19 protein-coding genes and 1 riboswitch are annotated in these 18,849 nt (G+C 46.8%); of the genes, 17 read left to right on the forward strand and 2 right to left on the reverse strand.

The features are described 5' to 3' along the window. Window position 1 precedes the first annotated feature (1 nt). The 11 genes from dtd to DTO96_RS04915 all read left to right on the forward strand — a co-directional run bounded on the left by dtd (window position 2) and on the right by DTO96_RS04915 (window position 11,060). Entirely contained in the window at window positions 2–460 is a 459-nt protein-coding gene (dtd, locus tag DTO96_RS04865; RefSeq protein ID WP_114562466.1) for a D-aminoacyl-tRNA deacylase, read from the forward strand. 161 nt (window positions 461–621) lie between these two features. After that, window positions 622–1,281 (forward strand): YbhB/YbcL family Raf kinase inhibitor-like protein, encoded by a 660-nt coding sequence (locus DTO96_RS04870; RefSeq protein WP_114562467.1) that lies wholly within the window; start codon window positions 622–624, stop codon window positions 1,279–1,281. A 225-nt stretch (window positions 1,282–1,506) separates the two neighbouring features. Continuing rightward, window positions 1,507–1,602, forward strand: a riboswitch (glycine riboswitch). A 138-nt stretch (window positions 1,603–1,740) separates the two neighbouring features. Next, window positions 1,741–2,988, forward strand: coding sequence for a serine hydroxymethyltransferase (glyA, locus tag DTO96_RS04875; protein ID WP_114562468.1), 1,248 nt, complete (start codon window positions 1,741–1,743; stop codon window positions 2,986–2,988). 113 nt (window positions 2,989–3,101) lie between these two features. Then, complete coding sequence (locus DTO96_RS04880) at window positions 3,102–3,878, forward strand: alkaline phytoceramidase (RefSeq protein WP_114562469.1); 777 nt, start codon at window positions 3,102–3,104, stop codon at window positions 3,876–3,878. Between the two features lie 32 nt (window positions 3,879–3,910). Continuing rightward, window positions 3,911–5,074, forward strand: a complete 1,164-nt coding sequence (gene ribD, locus DTO96_RS04885) for a bifunctional diaminohydroxyphosphoribosylaminopyrimidine deaminase/5-amino-6-(5-phosphoribosylamino)uracil reductase RibD (protein ID WP_157964325.1) — start codon at window positions 3,911–3,913, stop codon at window positions 5,072–5,074. A gap of 256 nt (window positions 5,075–5,330) precedes the next feature. Then, complete coding sequence (ccoN, locus tag DTO96_RS04890) at window positions 5,331–6,764, forward strand: cytochrome-c oxidase, cbb3-type subunit I (protein ID WP_114562471.1); 1,434 nt, start codon at window positions 5,331–5,333, stop codon at window positions 6,762–6,764. A gap of 26 nt (window positions 6,765–6,790) precedes the next feature. After that, a complete protein-coding gene (gene ccoO / locus DTO96_RS04895) occupies window positions 6,791–7,405 on the forward strand; it encodes a cytochrome-c oxidase, cbb3-type subunit II (RefSeq protein ID WP_114562472.1) in 615 nt (204 codons plus the stop codon). Between the two features lie 4 nt (window positions 7,406–7,409). Further along, complete coding sequence (locus DTO96_RS04900; RefSeq protein ID WP_114562473.1) at window positions 7,410–7,586, forward strand: cbb3-type cytochrome oxidase subunit 3; 177 nt, start codon at window positions 7,410–7,412, stop codon at window positions 7,584–7,586. 71 nt (window positions 7,587–7,657) lie between these two features. Next, window positions 7,658–8,830 (forward strand): cytochrome-c oxidase, cbb3-type subunit III, encoded by a 1,173-nt coding sequence (ccoP, locus tag DTO96_RS04905; protein WP_114562474.1) that lies wholly within the window; start codon window positions 7,658–7,660, stop codon window positions 8,828–8,830. Window positions 8,831–9,060: 230 nt separating this feature from the next. Then, a complete protein-coding gene (ccoG, locus tag DTO96_RS04910; protein ID WP_114562475.1) occupies window positions 9,061–10,545 on the forward strand; it encodes a cytochrome c oxidase accessory protein CcoG in 1,485 nt (494 codons plus the stop codon). Between the two features lie 5 nt (window positions 10,546–10,550). Next, window positions 10,551–11,060, forward strand: a complete 510-nt coding sequence (locus tag DTO96_RS04915; RefSeq protein ID WP_114562476.1) for a FixH family protein — start codon at window positions 10,551–10,553, stop codon at window positions 11,058–11,060. 62 nt (window positions 11,061–11,122) lie between these two features. On the opposite strand, the gene DTO96_RS04920 is transcribed toward DTO96_RS04915, so the two are convergent. After that, the gene (locus tag DTO96_RS04920) at window positions 11,123–11,581 is read right to left on the reverse strand and encodes a single-stranded DNA-binding protein (protein WP_114562477.1); all 459 of its coding nucleotides are present in this window, start codon (window positions 11,579–11,581) and stop codon (window positions 11,123–11,125) included. A 136-nt stretch (window positions 11,582–11,717) separates the two neighbouring features. Next, entirely contained in the window at window positions 11,718–12,356 is a 639-nt protein-coding gene (gene pdxH / locus DTO96_RS04925) for a pyridoxamine 5'-phosphate oxidase (protein ID WP_114563927.1), read from the reverse strand. Between the two features lie 198 nt (window positions 12,357–12,554). Here pdxH and DTO96_RS04930 point away from each other — a divergent pair, with 198 nt between their 5' ends. The 6 genes from DTO96_RS04930 (at window position 12,555) to pheS (ending at window position 18,804) form a co-directional block, all read left to right on the forward strand. Continuing rightward, window positions 12,555–13,655, forward strand: a complete 1,101-nt coding sequence (locus DTO96_RS04930; RefSeq protein WP_157964326.1) for a 3-hydroxyisobutyryl-CoA hydrolase — start codon at window positions 12,555–12,557, stop codon at window positions 13,653–13,655. A 373-nt stretch (window positions 13,656–14,028) separates the two neighbouring features. Continuing rightward, a complete protein-coding gene (gene thrS, locus DTO96_RS04935; protein WP_114562479.1) occupies window positions 14,029–15,936 on the forward strand; it encodes a threonine--tRNA ligase in 1,908 nt (635 codons plus the stop codon). A gap of 182 nt (window positions 15,937–16,118) precedes the next feature. Next, complete coding sequence (gene infC / locus DTO96_RS04940) at window positions 16,119–16,628, forward strand: translation initiation factor IF-3 (RefSeq protein ID WP_114562480.1); 510 nt, start codon at window positions 16,119–16,121, stop codon at window positions 16,626–16,628. 386 nt (window positions 16,629–17,014) lie between these two features. Further along, entirely contained in the window at window positions 17,015–17,212 is a 198-nt protein-coding gene (gene rpmI, locus DTO96_RS04945; protein ID WP_114562481.1) for a 50S ribosomal protein L35, read from the forward strand. A gap of 26 nt (window positions 17,213–17,238) precedes the next feature. Beyond that, window positions 17,239–17,595, forward strand: a complete 357-nt coding sequence (gene rplT, locus DTO96_RS04950; RefSeq protein WP_114562482.1) for a 50S ribosomal protein L20 — start codon at window positions 17,239–17,241, stop codon at window positions 17,593–17,595. 192 nt (window positions 17,596–17,787) lie between these two features. Then, window positions 17,788–18,804 (forward strand): phenylalanine--tRNA ligase subunit alpha, encoded by a 1,017-nt coding sequence (pheS, locus tag DTO96_RS04955; RefSeq protein WP_114562483.1) that lies wholly within the window; start codon window positions 17,788–17,790, stop codon window positions 18,802–18,804. The last annotated feature ends 45 nt before the right edge of the window (window positions 18,805–18,849 follow it).

An 18,849-nucleotide genomic window follows, 5' to 3' on the forward strand; every position in this document is an offset into this window, starting at 1 on the left:
GATGATTGCTTTGTTGCAACGGGTTAAAAAAGCCCAAGTCGAAGTCGATGGCTGTGTGACCGGTCAAATTGACCAAGGGCTGCTGGTTTTTCTCTGTGCTGAAAAAAATGACACCATCGCAACTGGCGATAAATTGCTCAATAAAGTCTTGAACTACCGTGTGTTCGGCGATGAGCAGGGCAAGATGAACCGCAACGTGCAAAACGTTGATGGGCAAGGCAAGCACGGTGGGTTGTTGGTGGTGTCTCAATTCACCCTTGCCGCTGACACCAACAGCGGCACGCGTGCCAGCTTCACGCCCGCTGCTGCACCTGACTTGGCGCGTGATTTGTACAATGAATGGGTGATCAAAGCTAAAGCGCAACATCAAATTGTGCAAACAGGCGTTTTTGCCGCAGACATGCAGGTGTCTTTGGTCAATGATGGCCCCGTCACTTTTTGGCTCAAAACCACGGCATGACCACATCATGGTGGTCAAAACTGCACTTTTTTGGACATGCGTGTGTCATTGATTCGCCGTATAATGTGTATATCTCGGTATGGTGTATGGTGATGTCTGCGTTTGTTTATTGTGGCGCAACCATTCTTCATGCCTCCTTCAAACCATGAAAGGATAATGCCATGAAGCTGCACAGCGATAGTTTTCCAAACAAAGGGGTCATTCCATCGGAATTTGCCTTTGCTCAAATGGATGAGAAAACACGTGTTAAATTGTCATCCAATAAAAACCCGCACTTTTCATGGACAGATGCACCTGAAGACACCCAATCCTTTGTCATGTTGTGTGTGGATGCCACCGCGCCGAGCGACCCCAAAGATGTGAATCAAACCGACCGCGAAGTGCCTGCTGAGTTGCCCCGTGCTGATTTCAGCCATTGGGTGTTGATCAACATCCCCGCTGAAACCCGAGAGTTTCAAGTGGGTCAGTTTTCTCGTGAAGTCACGCCAAAAGGCAAAGCGGGGCCTTTGGTGGCTGGTTTAAAAGAGTCGCCAATGCGTCAAGGCATCAACGACTACACGCACTGGTTTGCCGGTGATCATGACATGGAAGGCGACTACTATGGTTATGATGGCCCATGCCCCCCATGGAATGATTCGTTGGTTCACAGCTACACTTTTACCTTGTATGCTTTGGATGTGGCGGAGCTGACCTTGCCCGCAGATGGTAAGTTGAATTTGGCCAGTGTAACGCGGCGGATGCAGGAGCATGTTTTGGCCAGCGCCAGTTGGAGTGGCGTGTACACATTAACACCGCGCTTGGCTGTGGCATTGGCGATTTGATTTGTCATTAAAATGATTTGGCATGTTTTTATTGTTCATGAATTTTGTTCATGTTTTTGATAAAAAATATCATCCATGTTGAGGCTGGACGTGGGCTTCAAAATTTGACAAAATGGCTTAAAACCCGTACAGTGGCGCATCCGCTGGGAGAGCGCGAAAGCCCTTAGCATGCTTCGCCGCCGAAGGTGATTCCCAAAAACTCTCAGGCAAAAGAACCAGCGCGATGCACACACATCTGGAGAGCGATCACATGTGATCCACCGAAGGGGCGCGAACTCATGTTTGCATAATCTCTCAGGTATCAAGGACAGACGGGGATGATGAACGTTGGAAATCGCCACTGAAAATCTTGGTCATACGTAGCCCCACTATTTTCACACAATGCGGTCAACGCATTGTGTTTTTTGATTTTTAGCGTTTGATTTGTATGATGCGCACTTTTTTAATGAGGATATTTCCATGTTTGATCGAGTAAAAAACAGCTTAGCCAACACCGACCCAGAATTGTTGGCGGTCATCAATCTTGAAAATCAACGCCAACAAGATCATATCGAACTGATTGCTTCAGAAAACTACACCAGCCCAGCGGTCATGGAAGCCCAAGGTTCACAGTTGACTAACAAATACGCCGAAGGCTACCCAGGCAAACGCTACTACGGCGGTTGTGAGTATGTGGATGTGGTTGAACAATTGGCGATTGACCGTGTCAAAGAACTCTTTGGTGCAGAAGCGGCCAACGTTCAACCGAACTCAGGCTCACAAGCCAACCAAGGCGTGTTTTTCGCCGTATTGAAACCAGGCGACACCATCATGGGCATGAGCTTGGCCGAAGGCGGTCACTTGACGCATGGCATGAAATTGAACCAAAGTGGTAAATGGTTTAACGTTGTGTCGTATGGTTTAAATGCCGATGAAGACATCGATTATGATGCCATGGAAGCTTTGGCACGTGAAGCCAAACCAAAACTCATCATCGCTGGTGCGTCTGCGTTTGCTTTGAAAATTGATTTTGAGCGCTTCTCAAAAATTGCCAAAGAAGTTGGTGCGTATTTCATGGTCGATATGGCGCATTACGCGGGCTTGATTGCTGCGGGTGTGTACCCCAATCCTGTGCCGTTTGCAGACTTCGTGACCACCACCACACATAAATCATTGCGTGGTCCACGTGGTGGTGTGATTTTGATGAAGGCTGAGCACGAAAAAGCCATCAATTCATCGATTTTCCCTGGTATTCAAGGCGGCCCGTTGATGCACGTGATTGCAGGTAAAGCGGTGGCATTCAAAGAAGCGTTGAGCCCAGAGTTTAAAGAATACCAAACACAGGTTGTCAAAAATGCCAAAGTATTGGCAGAAACCTTGATTGCACGTGGTTTGCGCATCGTATCAGGTCGCACGGAATCGCACGTCATGCTGGTGGATTTGCAACCCAAGGGTTTGACGGGTAAAGAAGCTGAGCGTGTTTTGGGCTTGGCACACATGACTTGCAACAAAAACGCCATTCCAAATGACCCACAAACGCCGTTTGTTACCAGTGGTATTCGTGTCGGTACGCCTGCATTGACCACGCGTGGTTTCAAAGAAGCAGAAACTGAAAAGATCGCCAATTTGATCGCTGATGTGCTCGACAATCCGACGGATGAAGCGGTGTTGGCGCGCGTGCGTGATGATGTTAAAGCGTTGACCGATGCTTATCCAGTGTACAAGTGAGATTGAAGCGCGTTAACCGCATGGTGTGACGCGATGTTCAAAAAAAGACGGGCTTGCCCGTCTTTTTTTATGCGTCTACTTTTTTTCAATCATTTTTTGGTTGATGATGGGGCATGAAACTTTTATATTTAAAACAATTGCTGCTTGCCGTGACTTGTTTCGCCGTGGTTGCGATGGTCTTTGTTGCGCCAATCCCTCAGGATTCCGCTTATCATCACTTTACGGATCAGCGTCAAATGGCGTTTCTGCCTAATTTTTGGAACGTGGTGTCTAATTTAGGTTTTTTATACGTGGGCGTGTTGGGCTTGTATCGCTTGTACATTGCTCGACGGCTGGTGATTGTCGCGCCTGCTCGTCTGTTATATGGTGTGTTCTTCTTGGGGGTGACGTTGGTGGCGTTTGGTTCGGGTTTCTATCATTTGCATCCTGATAACAACAGCTTGATTTGGGATCGTTTGCCGATGACCATGGCATTTATGGCGTTGACATCCATTGTGTTGGTGGAGTTCTTGTCTCTCAATTGGGGGCGGCGTGCTTTTTGGCCGCTGTTGTGTGTGGGCATGGGGTCGGCTTTGTACTGGTATTGGGGTGAGTCTCATGGACAAGGGGATTTGCGGGCGTATGTGTTGGTGCAATTTTTACCCGTACTGCTGATGCTGTTGTTGCTCATGCTGGGGCGTAATGTGTTCAGTACATCTTCTGGGTATGGGGTCGTGCTGATTGCTTATGTGTTGGCCAAAATGATGGAGCATTTTGATGCGCAGGTCTATGAATGGACGCATCAAATCATTGCGGGGCATGCGTTAAAACATGTTTTGGCAGCATTTGGGTTGTATGGTTTGTTGCGCAGTTTTCAATCGCGCGTGATGCGTTATCATGTGAACAGATAAGATCAAGTGGGATGTTAAAAAAGGAAGGCTGGATGATGAATATCAATGTGTTGGATTTGAAATGGCTTGAATTGGCTTTGAGTCAGGCGCAATCCGCGGTTGGATTGTCTTCACCTAATCCGCGTGTCGGTTGTGTGATTGTTAACGACAATGTCGTCATCGGGCAGGGGCACACACAAGCGGTTGGACAGGCGCATGCGGAGGTCATGGCGATTCGAGATGCACAGTCTAAAGGTAAAGGCTTAGACTTGGAAGGTTGTACGGTGTATGTGACGCTGGAGCCGTGCAGCCATTTTGGGCGAACACCCCCATGTGTGGATGCGCTTAAGGCGATTTCGCCCGCACGAGTCGTGGTGGCGTTGTTGGATGCGAATCCTCAAGTGGCGGGTGCGGGCGTGACCGCATTGCGCGAAGCAGGGGTGATTGTGGATGTGTTGCCTGTAGAGCATGCGTTGGCGCGAGCGGCTTATGATTTGAATGTGGGTTTCATGGCGAGGATGCGTTTCAGTCGAGTGTACACTCGGTTGAAGTGGGCGGCGAGTGCGGATGGCAAAACGGCTTTACCCGATGGTCGAAGTCAATGGATCACAGGTGCTGAGGCACGGGAGGACGGTCATCGCTTTCGTGCTCGTGCGGATGTGATTGTGTCTGGAATTGGCACGGTACTGGGCGATGACCCTCAACTCAATGTGCGTGGAGTGGTCGTTGAGCGGCCTCCCATTAAATGCATTGTCGATGCGTATGCGCGAACGCCATTGAATGCACGCGTGTTTGATGATGGTGCACCCGTTTGGTTGGCGTGCGTTGAGTTGAATGGCGATGATGGCGAATATGAGCGACAGGCCGAACGTTTGCATGTATTGCGCACAGCTCACCCTCAGCTGTTGGTACTGGCTTTTTCTGAAGAGGAAAAAGGGCGGCTTGATTTAAATGAGTTGTGGGCGTATTTCTATTCACGGCAGATCAATGAAGTGCATGTTGAGGCGGGTGCCATTCTGAATGCGGCCTTATTTGAAGCGGGTTTGGTCGACGAGGTGTTGATGTATGTTGCGCCCCGTGTTGTGGGGGCGGGTAAGCTGGTGGCCGCTTTTGATGAGGGTGTCAATTTAGATGCACTTGTTGAAGAGGGGCATTGGCATTGGTCAGCGCCTGCATTGTTGGGCGGTGATTTGAGGTTGATTTTAAAGTTAAATTGAGTTTTTAGATGGGTTTTCTCCTTTGAAATCAGGGCGGTTGATTTAAAAGATTCGCTGTGATTTGGGCTCTTTTTTTAATATTGTCTTGGGTGTGAAATGTATTTAATTTAATAAATTATTAAAAAATCCAAGTAAAAACCACACTAAAGGGCTGGGTTTTAAGTGCAAAAACGGTTACAATATGGAGGTTAATGGCTTTAACCGTTGTGCGGTTAGGGTCAAGTCAAATTTGTTATTTTTTAAACTGGAGCATGGTATGTCAGCACAAGCCACAACCTATAACTACCGAGTGGTGCGCATGTTCGCCATTATGTCGGTTGTGTGGGGAATCGTCGGGATGTTGGTGGGGGTTTTTATTGCCTCGCAATTGGCGTTTCCTGAGTTAAACTTTGGAGTGCCTTGGTTGTCCTTTGGACGCTTACGCCCTTTGCACACCAATGCTGTGATTTTTGCATTCGGTGGTTGTGCTTTGATGGCAACATCATTTCACGTTGTGCAACGAACGAGCAATGTTCGTTTGTTTGGTGGTCGTTTGGCTGATTTTGTCTTTTGGGGTTACCAGCTGGTTATCGTGTTGGCGGCCATTACCTTGCCCATGGGCTTCACCCAAGGCAAAGAGTACGCTGAATTGGAGTGGCCGATTGACTTATTGTTAACGGTCGTTTGGGTGGCTTACGCTGTGGTGTTTTTTGGCACGCTGGCGATTCGCAAAGTGTCTCACATTTATGTGGCGAACTGGTTCTTCGGTGGCTTCATTTTGACTGTGGCGTTGTTGCATTTGGTCAACAGCGCTGCAATTCCTGCGGGCATGTGGAAATCATACTCTGCTTACGCAGGCGCAGCTGATGCGATGGTTCAATGGTGGTATGGTCATAATGCGGTGGGCTTCTTTTTGACGGCAGGTTTCTTGGGCATGATGTACTACTATGTGCCTAAACAAGCAGGCCGCCCCGTTTATTCATATCGCTTGTCAGTGGTTCACTTCTGGGCTTTGATTTTCACTTACATGTGGGCAGGTCCGCATCACTTGCATTACACGGCGTTGCCTGATTGGACGCAATCGTTGGGTATGGTGTTTTCTCTGATTCTCTTGGCGCCAAGCTGGGGTGGGATGATCAACGGCATGATGACCTTGTCAGGCGCTTGGGATAAGCTCCGCGACGACCCAATCTTGAAATTCCTTGTTGTGTCATTGTCATTTTACGGTATGTCGACTTTTGAAGGCCCGATGATGGCCATCAAAACAGTCAATGCGTTGTCTCACTATACCGACTGGACTGTTGGTCACGTTCACAGTGGTGCTTTGGGTTGGGTGGGTTTCATATCGATTGGTTCTTTGTATTACCTCATTCCCCGTACATTCAATCGTGAAACCATGTACAGCACACGTTTAATTAATTTACATTTTTGGATTGCAACCATCGGTGTGGTGTTGTACATCACGTCAATGTGGATCTCTGGTGTGATGCAAGGCATGATGTGGCGCGCGATTAATCCTGACGGCACTTTGGTTTACACCCATATTCAAAGCATTGCAGCTTCTAAGCCGCTCTATATTATTCGTGTGTTGGGTGGTGTGATGTACCTCGGCGGTATGATCATCATGGCCTACAACGTCGTTCGTACGATCATGGCTGGTAAAGCCGTTGATGCGCCAATTCCTGAACTGAGCTACGACGCACACCACTAATTAGACATTGTTTGGAGAAATGCACCATGAGTTTTTTATCACAAGATAAGGTTGAGCGTAAAGTCGGTTGGTTGATTGCTTTGACTTTGCTGACTGTTTCATTTGGCGGGTTGGCTGAAATCGTTCCCCTGTTTTTTTCACATTCAACAACTGAACCCATTGAAGGTGTCAAGCCTTATAACGCCTTGCGTTTGGCTGGACGTGATGTGTTCATTCGTGAGGGTTGCTACAACTGCCACTCACAAATGATTCGCCCTTTCCGCGCTGAAACATTGCGTTATGGTCATTATTCTGTTGCAGGTGAGTCTGTGTATGACCACCCGTTTCAATGGGGTTCTAAACGAACTGGGCCTGATTTGGCTCGTGTTGGCGGTCGTTATTCAGATGAATGGCACCGAGTCCATTTGAATGATCCACGCGCTGTTGTGCCTCAATCCAATATGCCATCTTATCCATGGCTGTCAAGTGGAAAGGTTGATGGGGAAACCATTCAAACCCATATGCGTGCATTGACTAAAGTGGGTGTTCCTTACACAGAACAAGAGATTGCAGATGCGCCTAAGTTGGTCGAAAACAAAACCGAACAAGATGCATTGATTGCATATTTGCAAGGTCTTGGTTTGGCACTAAAAGATAAGTAAAGCCATGGACAGCTTAACGATCATCCGCATCATTGTGACTGTGGTCAGTTTTTTGTGCTTTTTGGCTTGGATTGCTTGGTTTCTTAATAAAGACAACAAATCCAAATACGATCAATATGCAAAAGACTTGATTGATGACAATGACACCACGCCGAATCCAAGTGATGCGGTTGTAAAATAATGATTAGTGTTGTGGCTTGGTTTGAGTGCAACCATAAATGATTGAACCACAGTTGAATTGAAGGAAATAAAATGAGTGATTTTACCAGCCCATTCTGGTCTTATTGGATTACTGCGATTGCAGTGGGTGGCGTGATTTTTTGTATCGCCATTCTCGTTTCTCAAATGAGAGCAAAAACCAATAAACCTGGTGAAGAGCACCTTCAACCCCATGTTTGGGATGACACTCTGCAAGAGTACAACAACCCAATGCCGCGCTGGTGGTTGTTCATGTTCGTGGGTGCCATTATATTTGGCATTGGTTATTTTGTGGCTTACCCTGGTTTGGGTAACTACAAAGGCTCTTTTGGCTGGACTCAGCAAGGCGAATACGAACAAGAAACGGCTAAATTAGAAGCTCAAGTGGCCCCGAAATACAATCAGTTCATGAGCACGCCGATTGAGCAGTTGGCGGACAATAAAGAAGCAATGGAATTGGGTCAGCGTTTGTTTTTGAACAATTGTGCACAATGTCATGGTGCCGATGCAGGTGGCTCAAAAGGCTTTCCAAACTTGACTGACAGCGATTGGTTGTATGGTGGTTGGCCAACTGCCATTGAACATTCAATTTTGAGTGGTCGTAACGGCGTGATGCCCTCTCAGGCTGATGCTTTAAAATCACCTGTGGCCATCAATGATGTGGCAAACTATGTGATGTCTTTATCAAACAGCCCACATGATGTAGTGGCCGCAGCACGCGGTAAAGAGAAGTTTACATTGTGTGCCAGTTGCCACATGGTCGATGCTAAAGGTGCGATTTCTGATCCAACTGGTGCTCAGCGTGGTGTGGGTGCCCCTAATTTGACAGACAAAACCTGGTTGTACGGTGGTGACATCAAGACCATTACTGAAACAGTGACCAAAGGTCGTAATAACGTCATGCCATCATGGGACTGTTTCCTTGGTGAGTCTCGCATCCATGTTTTGGCCGCTTATATTTGGCAGCTGAATCGTGATGAAAATGGCACAGTGTTGAATCCAGTCAAAGCGCCTGACTCATTGGCAAAAGGCATCGCAGAAGACCAAGTGGCTTGGGACAAAACAGTCGCCGATGCAAAAGCTCAAGGAAAGCCAGTCTGTTCTGCCATTTCCATTCATGTGCAGAACGCAGCGAAAGCTGCTGCTGATGCACAGAAAGCCAAGGAAGCGGCGGCTGCTGCACCCGCCGCTGGGGCTGCTGGTGCGGTACCCGATGTAAAAAAATAACATTAAAAAGCGTTCAATTTGATTGAGCGCTTTTTTTTAACTTAAGTCAAAAAAGGTGTTGTTTTGCAGACATACTTTTTTTATTTTACAATTTGACTGGGGTTGGATTGATTTTTGCACTGTAGTGGTTTATGATTATTTAATCATTTCAGTAATTTCTGAAATATAAAAATTTAACGGCTGATGTGTTTCAGCTATTTATTATATTAAGTAAAAAAAGAGAGAGCACCATGCGTCAAATCTTTTACGCAAAAGTTGAAGAGGCTGCTGCAGCATCCAGCAGTGTGGATAAAGATCGTCGAGAAAAGAAAGATAAACAGCCACAAGGCTTGTTCGCCGCCAGAAAAAAATTGTATGTTCGTGATGTTAAAGGTTTTTTTGATAATTGGCGTTGGATTTTTGTGTGGTTGACTCAAATTGTGTTTTACGGTTTGCCTTGGTTGCAGTGGAATGGGCGACAAGCACTTTTGTTTGACTTAAATGAGCACAAATTTTATATTTTTGGTTTGATTTTTTGGCCATCCGATGTGGTTTATATGACCATATTGTTGATCATCTGTGCTGTAGCCTTGTTTCTATTTACAGCAGTGGCGGGTCGCTTGTGGTGCGGTTATGCTTGTCCGCAGACCGTTTACACCGAGATTTTCATGTGGGTGGAAAGCAAAATAGAAGGCAATCGTGTCGCTCGCATGCGTTTGGATAAAGCACCGTTGTCAGCGAATAAAATAATGCGCAAAGGATTCAAGCATTTTATTTGGGCGGTTATTAGCTTGTGGTCTGGTTATACTTTGGTGGCGTATTTCACCCCGATGCGTGAGCTTTTTCTTGAGACGGTTAATTTCACACTGTCTGTTTCTGAAGTGTTTTGGATCTTTTTTTATGGTTTCATGATGTATTTGTTTGCGGGTTGGATGCGCGAACAGGTGTGCAAGTACATGTGTCCATACGCCCGTTTTCAAAGTGTCATGTTTGACGCAGACACTTTGATTGTGACGTACGATGTGAAGCGTGGTGAGTCACGGGGTCCGCGTAAAAAAGGGGTCGATCCGCGTGAACAAGGTAAAGGTGATTGCATTGACTGCGGTGTGTGCGTTGATGTGTGTCCAACGGGCATTGACATTCGCGATGGCTTACAATATGAGTGCATTGGTTGTGGTGCATGTGCGGATGGTTGCGACGACATCATGGTGAAAATGGGTTATCCCAAAGGTTTGATTCGCTATGATACGGAAAATGGTGTGCAGCAGAATTCAAGTAAAATGGACATCATGCGTCGAATTTTACGAGGTCGAGTTTTGCTTTATACGGTGGTTTTGCTGGCTCTCGTGATTGGTTTGGCTTACAGTTTGGGGCAGCGCAGTGTGTTAAAAATGCGCGTTGAACGAGATGCGCGCACTGTGGCGCGGGTTGTCGAAAGTGGCATGGTGGAGAATGTTTATCGAATTCAATTGTCAAATGCAGATGAAAAAAATCATACCATTTCAGTCAGCGTACATGGATTGAATGGTATTTCAATCAAAGGCGTTGACAAGGTTGAGCTGCCCGCATTGAGCACCCAAACCTTGGCTTTGAAAGTGCAGGTTGACCAGACCAAAGCACGCACAGCAGGTGGCACATCGGGTACGAATCCGATTGAAATTCGTCTTTCTCCAATTGACTTTAAAGATGATGTGCTGAGTGAAAAAACCATATTTATGTTACCTAAACAAGATTGAGTTAAATGAGTTCTTCAGATTTGAAATTGGCGATTGAGCCGTGGTATAAGCATCGCATTGTTTGGCTGATGTTGGGTTTACCTTTGGTGGTAGTTGTGGCATCGTTTATCACGCTGTATTTGGCGATTAAAACAGATGATGGTGTGGTTGACGATGATTATTACAAACAAGGTTTGGCGATCAACCAAGATTTGGCAAGGGATGATAAAGCGAAAGCCCTCGGATTGTCTGCGCAATTGCAGTTTTCTGGTACAACTGCGAACCTGAAGTTGTCTGCATTGACCCCAGCATCTTTAGTGGGTGTGCCAATTCAATTGTTGGTTCAGAACGTGGGGGTTAAAACAAAAGATCAGGTTGTTGCACTGGTGCCGACTGGCAATGGTATGTGGCGTGGTCAATTGCAGCAACCCTTGATGGCTGGGCATTGGCAAATTCATTTGGAAGCACAAGACTGGCGCTTGCTTCAAACAGTCAAAGGCGATGTCACTGTGCCAATTGTTTTTAGTGCTAAATAATAAAAAAGGCCAGCATGTGTGCTGGCTTTTTTTATGGGTAACAACCATCAGAGTGGTGTTTGTTAGAATGGGATGTCGTCGTCTAAGTCGTCCATCGCAGCAGGTGCAGGTTTTGCGCGAGGGGCAGGAGCCGATGAGGGAGTTGAACGTGATTCGCCAGCGGCAGGCATGTCATATGGTTCACCGCCACCACCGCCCGATGCTTTGCCGCCCAGCATTTGCATGCTTTCAGCAATGATCTCAGTGGTGTAGCGTTCAACGCCGTTTTTGTCAGTCCATTTTTGAGTGCGTAAGCGACCTTCGACGTAGACTGAAGAGCCTTTTTTCAAATATTCACCCGCCACTTCGGCTTGGCGACCAAAGAACACTACGCGATGCCATTCGGTTTCAGGTTCGCGATCTTTGGCTTTGTAAGTGGTGGCGATGCTGACTGTGGCAATCGCCATATTACTGGGGGTATAACGAATTTCTGGGTCGCGGCCGAGGTTGCCGAGGACGGTGACTTTATTGACGGATGCCATTTGAGTTCCTTGAAAATAAAAAATGAATATGGGGCAAACTTGATGTGGGCGTTGTAATTCAACCGATGTTCACCATCATGAAATGTTTTTGACAGGTGTAAGCGGTGTTTTAAAACGTTTCACATTGTACCGTTTTTTATGGGGCGAGTCGGACGATTTGCCAGTTCCCATCTTCGGCGAGTTGATAAGCAATGCGGTCATGCAAGCGTGATGCGCGGCCTTGCCAAAATTCAAAGTAAGTTGGTTTTAAGATGTAGCCCCCCCAGTGTGGTGGCCGTGGCGGTTGATTGCTGAATTCAGATGTGTAACGTTGCATTTCAGCTTCAATCACTGAGCGATCAGCAATCACTTGGCTTTGGGGCGAGCTCCAAGCTCCCAGTTTGCTGTTAATGGGGCGGCTGTGATAGTAAGCATCAGATTCTGCGTCATTCACCCGACTGACAATGCCTTCAACGCGCACCTGTCGTTCAAGTTGTTGCCAAAAAAACAACAATGAGGCTTTGGGTTGCTCTCGCAAGTCATGGCCTTTGCGGCTGTCGTAGTTTGTGAACCAAACAAAACCATCTTGGCGGGCTTCTTTGATCAAAACAATGCGTGCTGATGGTTGATTGTTGGCATCTACGGTGGCCAACGTCATGGCATTGGGTTCAGGCACTTGAGCGTCTTGTGCTTGTTTGAACCAATTTGCAAATTGAACGAGTGGGTTGGGGTTGACATCAGATTCTGACAGTTCTGCGTTTAAATAATCTTGACGAAGTGTGGTTAAATCAAGCATGATGACTTTTTTGCCTTTCTTGCAGTGAAGCAAGTGAAATTTACAAATCACCCGATGTTTTGAGCTGATTTGTTTATGGGGTGTTTCAATGTGTTGCGCGGCTTTTCTCGCTCAAAAATTTTAATGTGAAACATCACAAAAGCATGGAATTGCTTGTGTGAAGTGTTTTAAACATCGGATGGAATGGGTCATCATACCATGTCAGAATTTGAAAAAAGTACTGAAGAAATCACTTTCACGGTTGAAAATCATGTGGGTGTTGTGACGCTGCATCGCCCGACAGCATTGAATGCGTTGTCTTTTCAAATGATTTGTGCCATGCGTCGGCAATTGCTGGCTTGGCAGACCGATGATCGCATCGCTTGGGTTTTGGTGCGCAGCGATTCGCCGCGTGCCTTTTGTGCAGGTGGTGATGTGCGTGCATTGTATGAAATGGCCGATGATTTACTCGCCTGTGAAACGTACTTTATCGAAGAGTATCGCCTCAATCACCTTACACACTTTTATACCAAGCCGTACGTTGCCTTGATGGATGGCATCGTCATGGGGGGAGGGATGGGCATAGCGCAAGGTGCGGGTTTGCGCATTGTGTCTGAAAATTCACGCCTCGCGATGCCTGAAACAGCGATTGGCATGGTACCTGATGTGGGTGGTTCATATTTCCTTTCACGCACGCATGACGATCCCGCCATTGGTCGTTACCTTGCATTGACAGGCACGATCATAAACGCGACAGACGCATGCCATTGGCGATTGGCAGATGCCATGGTGGCGCAGTCTGTTTGGCCGCATTTGACTCAGGCATTGATTGATTGTGTTGACCCGACATGGGCGGGCTTACGTGCCGTAACTGAATCATTTGCTCGTGGTGATCTGTACCCTGCTTTTGAGCCCATGAGTGCGTTTGAATCTTTGATTTTAGAAGTATTTGATGAACAATACGATCTCGCTGAAATCACTGCACGCTTGCGGCACCTCTCGACAGAGGAAAGTACAAATGGCCGTTGGGCAGCCAATGCCTTGGCTCAGGTCAGTTACAACAGCCCGATTGCCATGCGTTTGGCATTACACAATCAACACTTGGGTCGTGCGATGTCTCTGGCAGACTGTTTGCGTTTGGAATTCAACTGCATCTCCAATCTCTTGCGTCTGGGCGAGGCCCCTGAAGGCATTCGCGCCAAAATTGTGGACAAAGATGGTGGGCCAAACTGGCATGTGACTGATGTGGAGCAGACTTTTGAACAACTTAAAACAGCCCCTTACCCTGTTAACCAGCATCCATTGTTTGAATTGAATTGAGGCGAACTCACCGTGCCAGAGACTTGTTGGCTTTGCACTTTGTGTTTACCCGCCCGTGGTGGTATAATATCGCCTTAACATCAAATCGCAGTTGCGCTGCTGTTTGGATACACTCTTTTATGATTGGCAAGACGATGGCTTTTGTTTCATTTGACACCACAACCACCACGCACAAGCTTGCGCGGTGAGCCGTCATTGGTGTTTGAAACAATGCAGCTCACTTCAAGTGGGCTTTTTTGCGCTTGATGCAGTCATTTTTTGCTGGTGGACATGGGTGCAATACCGGTTCTTTGAAATTTCTAATTCAATCATCAAAAAACAATTGAGTTGAATTTACGACTGATTTTTTTGATAACTTTCTTTTAAGGCTTTTATGATCAATATCACATTACCAGATGGTTCGGTTCGTAGTTTTGATGCGCCTGTGACGGTGCATGGCGTTGCCGCCAGCATTGGTGCGGGTTTAGCGAAAGCTGCGTTGGCAGGGTGGGTCAATGGTGAGTTGGTCGATACCTCTTTCTTGATTGAGCATGATTCGAGTTTGGCGATTGTCACGGATAAGGATGCCGATGGCGTTGATGTGATCCGTCATTCAACGGCGCATTTGTTGGCCTATGCTGTTAAAACATTGTTTCCTGATGCTCAAGTCACCATTGGTCCTGTGATTGACAATGGTTTTTATTACGATTTTGCTTACAAACGCCCATTCACCCCTGATGATTTGGTTGCGATTGAAGCCAAAATGAGTGAGTTGGCGAAAAAAGATGAACCTGTGACACGTGAAATCTGGCGCCGCGATGATGCGGTTGAGTTTTTCAAAGCGCAAGGCGAGGATTATAAAGCAGAAATTATCAGCAGCATTCCAGCCGATCAAAACATCAGTTTGTATCGTGAAGGTGACTTTATCGATTTGTGTCGGGGGCCGCATGTGCCGTCAACAGGCAAGCTCAAAGTGTTTAAGCTCATGAAAGTGGCGGGTGCATACTGGCGCGGTGATTCAAACAACGAAATGCTTCAGCGCATTTACGGCACGGCATGGGCAAAAAAAGAAGATCAAGCGCAATATTTGCACATGCTTGAAGAGGCTGAAAAACGTGATCACCGCAAACTGGGCAAAGCATTGGACTTGTTCCACATGCAAGATGAGGCGCCTGGTTTGGTGTTTTGGCATGCCAAAGGTTGGACGATTTGGCAAGAGGTTGAGCAGTACATGCGCCGTGTGTACCGTGAAAATGGCTACCAAGAAGTCAAAGGTCCTCAAATCCTTGACCGCACGTTGTGGGAAAAAACGGGGCATTGGGACAATTACAAAGACAATATGTTCACAACGGAATCTGAAAATCGCAGCTATGCGCTCAAACCGATGAATTGTCCGGGTCATATTCAGATTTATAACACAGGTTTACACAGTTACCGCGATTTGCCTTTGCGCTACGGTGAGTTTGGTCAATGCCACCGCAACGAAAGCTCGGGCGCATTGCACGGCATCATGCGTGTGCGTGGTTTCACACAAGATGATGGTCATATTTTCTGCACGGAAGACCAAATTCAAGCCGAAGTTTCAGCATTCAATGCATTGACGCGTAAAGTCTATGATGACTTTGGTTTCCATAATGTGGCAGTCAAATTGGCTTTGCGTCCCGACAACCGCATTGGCTCGGACGAGGCTTGGGATAAAACCGAAAATGCCATGCGCGAAGCCATTCGTGCTTCAGGTGTAGAATGGGAAGAGTTGCCGGGTGAAGGGGCCTTTTATGGTCCTAAAATCGAATACCATTTAAAAGATTCGATTGGTCGCTCATGGCAGTGTGGCACCATGCAGGTTGATGCGTTTATGCCTGAGCGCCTTGGTGCAACTTACATCGATGAACATGATCAGCGCAAAACCCCCATCATGTTGCACCGTGCCATTGTTGGTTCATTGGAACGTTTTATCGGTATTTTGATTGAGAATCATGCGGGCGCATTACCGACTTGGTTGGCACCTGTTCAGGTCGTTATTGCCAATATTTCGCAATTTCAAGCCGAATATGTCGCACAAGTGGCACAAGAGTTGGAAAAACAAGGGCTTAGGGTGCAATTAGATTTGCGTAATGAGAAGATAACGTATAAAATTCGCGAGCACAGTTTACAGAAGGTGCCTTATATCTTGGTCGTCGGTGACAAAGAGCGTGATCAACACGCGGTTGCCGTCCGAGCCCGTGGCAACCAAGACTTGGGCGTGATGGACGTGGATGCGTTTATCGCTCACATCACCGCTGAGGTTGCTGCAAGAAAATAACGAATTTCGCTAAAAAGCCACAATGGTGCTTCATTGTTGTGGTTTAAGCCCGATTTTCCCTAAGTTTTTCGAGGAATTCTCGCGAAAAACTTCAAACTGAATGGTTGAAAACCAAAAAAAGTAGGTTTTCACTTTTTTTGATAAATTATTGGAGATTTACTATCGCTACGCAAGCAAATAAAATGCAACATCGCATCAACGGTGAAATCACTGCACGCGAAATTCGCCTGATTGGCGTGGACGGTGAACCCATCGGCATCACCCCAACTCGTGAAGCAATGCGCATGGCAGAGGAAATTGACACCGATTTGGTTGAAATTTCCCCCAATGCTGAGCCGCCCGTATGCCGTTTGATGGATTACGGCAAATTCAAGTTTCAAGAGCAAAAGAAAGCCGCTGAGGCTCGCGCCAAACAAAAAGTCATCCAAATCAAGGAAATTAAGTTCCGTCCGGGTACAGATGAAAATGATTACAACGTCAAGTTGCGTAACATCAAACGTTTCCTTGAAGATGGCGATAAAGTAAAAATTACTTTGCGCTTCCGTGGTCGTGAAATGGCTCACCAAGAGATTGGTATGCAACAATTGATTCGTGTGCGTGATGAGTTGGCTGAGATTTCTCAAGTGGAATCAATGCCTAAGCTTGAAGGTCGCCAGATGATCATGTTATTGGCGCCACCACGAAAAAAATAAAATTCATTCGTGCAAAGTGAAATCGCTTTTGTGCTTGAATTGACTTTTAGATGGGCTGGATTGATCTAAAATGGCTGTGAAATATAGCCTTATCCCTTAGGATGGGGCTCAAAAATTATTCAAACGCGATGTTGTGGGTTTGAATAAGGCTGAATGAAGCGCGTCAGGCCACGCCATGCGCTGACATTCAAACAAGGTGAACCAGTGGCTCAGGCTTGAGTTTCATTTGGTTTTTCCTTGATGTTGTGTGGGGTTCCCGCACAGCATCTCAAAGTGCATATCAAAAAATAAGTGTCTTTGTTTCTTGATTGCAAATAATAAGTGAATAGGGTTCCCAAGTGTCTCGTCGTAGAGTCCACCTGTATTCATGTTAAAACGGAGTTGTTATGCCTAAAATGAAGACCAAAAAAAGCGCGTCAAAACGCTTTGTGGTGCGTCCAGGCGGGACTGTTAAACGCGGTCACGCTTTCAAACGTCATATTTTGACTAAGAAGACCACCAAAACCAAACGCCAATTGCGTGGTGCGACGAGTGTCTCTGCTGCTGATTTACCAGCAGTGAAGTCTTTGTTACCTTACGCGTAACCCCAAACTAATCCAAGGAGTATTACATGCCTAGAGTAAAACGTGGGGTCACCGCAAGAGCCCGTCATAAGAAAGTCATCGCCCTCGCAAAAGGTTATCGTGGTCGTCGTAAGAACGTCTATCGTGTCGCTAAACAAGCGGTCATGAAAGCCGGTCAGTACGCTTACCGTGATCGTCGCAACAAAAAGCGCGTATTCCGTGCTTTGTGGATTGCGCGTATCAATGCAGCCGCTCGTCAAAACGAAATGACTTACAGCAAATTCATGAATGGCTTGAAAAAAGCATCGATTGAAATTGACCGTAAAGTCCTCGCTGACTTGGCCGTGTTTGATAAACCAGCCTTTGCAGCGATTGTTGCAAAAGCGAAAGAAGCGTTGGCATAAGTCGTTTTAAAAGCCAAAAAGATCGAGGCAAACCGTCTGGTTTTGCCTCGTTTTTTCTTCAGTCGAGTCTGCGCACCACTGAAATCTCATCAGTCAAACTAAAAATTAAAACGGTGGAGTCACCACAAGGTTTATTTTTTTAAACCGCTTTTGGCGTTTTAAAAAAGCAAATCCAACCAAACGAGAATATTCATGAGTGATTTAAACCACATCGTTGACGACGCGCGTGTCGCTTTCGCCAGCGCCACCCGTCCAGCCGATTTAGAAAATGAAAAAGCCAAGTTTTTGGGCAAAGACGGTGCTTTGACCAAAGAACTGAAAGCATTGGGTGCTTTGCCCGTCGAAGAGAAAAAAATCCGTGGTGCGGCTGTCAATCAAGTCCGTCAGCAGGTTGAAGCATTGCTGAATGAAGCACGCAATGCCTTGGCTGAAGCCGCCTTGAATCAAAAACTCGCCACAGAGCAATTGGACGTGACTTTGCCGGGTCGCGGTTTGGCTGCGGGTGGCATTCACCCCGTCACGCGCGTGACACGCCGCGTCGCTGCAATTTTTCGTTCAATGGGATTTGAAGTGGCCGATGGCCCAGAAATTGAAAATGACTGGTATAACTTCACTTCATTGAACAGCCCTGAGAATCATCCCGCGCGTTCAATGCAAGATACTTTTTATGTTGAAGACAAAGATGAGCACGGTCGCCCACTGGTTCTGCGCACGCACACCAGCCCGATGCAGGTACGCTACGCACGTCAACACACGCCACCGATTAAAGTCATCGCCCCTGGTCGTACCTACCGCGTCGATTCAGATGCCACCCATTCGCCGATGTTTCATCAGGTTGAAGGCTTGTGGATTGACAAAGCCATTAGTTTTGCTGACCTGAAAGGCGTGTACACCACATTCCTGATGCGTTTTTTTGAAGACGACAACATCCAGCTGCGCTTCCGCCCCTCGTATTTCCCGTTCACCGAACCGTCGGTTGAAATTGACATGGCGTTTGGTAGCGGGCCGAATGCAGGTAAATGGCTTGAGATTTCAGGCGCAGGGCAAGTGCACCCGACGGTGATTCGTAATTTTGGCCTCGACCCCGAAGAATACATGGGCTTTGCCTTTGGTTCGGGCTTGGAACGATTGGCGATGTTGCGCTATGGCGTGAACGATTTGCGTCTGTTCTTTGAAAATGATTTGCGGTTTTTGGGGCAGTTTAAGTAAAAAATTATTTTGGTTTTAGATGCGTCTGTTTAGGCCAGCGGGTGA

This window comes from Ephemeroptericola cinctiostellae (genome assembly GCF_003339525.1).
Classification (GTDB): domain Bacteria; phylum Pseudomonadota; class Gammaproteobacteria; order Burkholderiales; family Burkholderiaceae; genus Hydromonas; species Hydromonas cinctiostellae.

What these genes read in the sequence shown, in the direction of transcription:
- dtd (WP_114562466.1), top strand. Translation starts at nt 2, where the DNA reads ATGATTGCTTTGTTGCAACGGGTTAAAAAAGCCCAAGTCGAAGTCGAT.
- DTO96_RS04870 (WP_114562467.1), top strand. Translation starts at nt 622, where the DNA reads ATGAAGCTGCACAGCGATAGTTTTCCAAACAAAGGGGTCATTCCATCG.
- glyA (WP_114562468.1), top strand. Translation starts at nt 1,741, where the DNA reads ATGTTTGATCGAGTAAAAAACAGCTTAGCCAACACCGACCCAGAATTG.
- DTO96_RS04880 (WP_114562469.1), top strand. Translation starts at nt 3,102, where the DNA reads ATGAAACTTTTATATTTAAAACAATTGCTGCTTGCCGTGACTTGTTTC.
- ribD (WP_157964325.1), top strand. Translation starts at nt 3,911, where the DNA reads ATGATGAATATCAATGTGTTGGATTTGAAATGGCTTGAATTGGCTTTG.
- ccoN (WP_114562471.1), top strand. Translation starts at nt 5,331, where the DNA reads ATGTCAGCACAAGCCACAACCTATAACTACCGAGTGGTGCGCATGTTC.
- ccoO (WP_114562472.1), top strand. Translation starts at nt 6,791, where the DNA reads ATGAGTTTTTTATCACAAGATAAGGTTGAGCGTAAAGTCGGTTGGTTG.
- DTO96_RS04900 (WP_114562473.1), top strand. Translation starts at nt 7,410, where the DNA reads ATGGACAGCTTAACGATCATCCGCATCATTGTGACTGTGGTCAGTTTT.
- ccoP (WP_114562474.1), top strand. Translation starts at nt 7,658, where the DNA reads ATGAGTGATTTTACCAGCCCATTCTGGTCTTATTGGATTACTGCGATT.
- ccoG (WP_114562475.1), top strand. Translation starts at nt 9,061, where the DNA reads ATGCGTCAAATCTTTTACGCAAAAGTTGAAGAGGCTGCTGCAGCATCC.
- DTO96_RS04915 (WP_114562476.1), top strand. Translation starts at nt 10,551, where the DNA reads ATGAGTTCTTCAGATTTGAAATTGGCGATTGAGCCGTGGTATAAGCAT.
- DTO96_RS04920 (WP_114562477.1), bottom strand. Translation starts at nt 11,581, where the DNA reads ATGGCATCCGTCAATAAAGTCACCGTCCTCGGCAACCTCGGCCGCGAC.
- pdxH (WP_114563927.1), bottom strand. Translation starts at nt 12,356, where the DNA reads ATGCTTGATTTAACCACACTTCGTCAAGATTATTTAAACGCAGAACTG.
- DTO96_RS04930 (WP_157964326.1), top strand. Translation starts at nt 12,555, where the DNA reads ATGTCAGAATTTGAAAAAAGTACTGAAGAAATCACTTTCACGGTTGAA.
- thrS (WP_114562479.1), top strand. Translation starts at nt 14,029, where the DNA reads ATGATCAATATCACATTACCAGATGGTTCGGTTCGTAGTTTTGATGCG.
- infC (WP_114562480.1), top strand. Translation starts at nt 16,119, where the DNA reads ATGCAACATCGCATCAACGGTGAAATCACTGCACGCGAAATTCGCCTG.
- rpmI (WP_114562481.1), top strand. Translation starts at nt 17,015, where the DNA reads ATGCCTAAAATGAAGACCAAAAAAAGCGCGTCAAAACGCTTTGTGGTG.
- rplT (WP_114562482.1), top strand. Translation starts at nt 17,239, where the DNA reads ATGCCTAGAGTAAAACGTGGGGTCACCGCAAGAGCCCGTCATAAGAAA.
- pheS (WP_114562483.1), top strand. Translation starts at nt 17,788, where the DNA reads ATGAGTGATTTAAACCACATCGTTGACGACGCGCGTGTCGCTTTCGCC.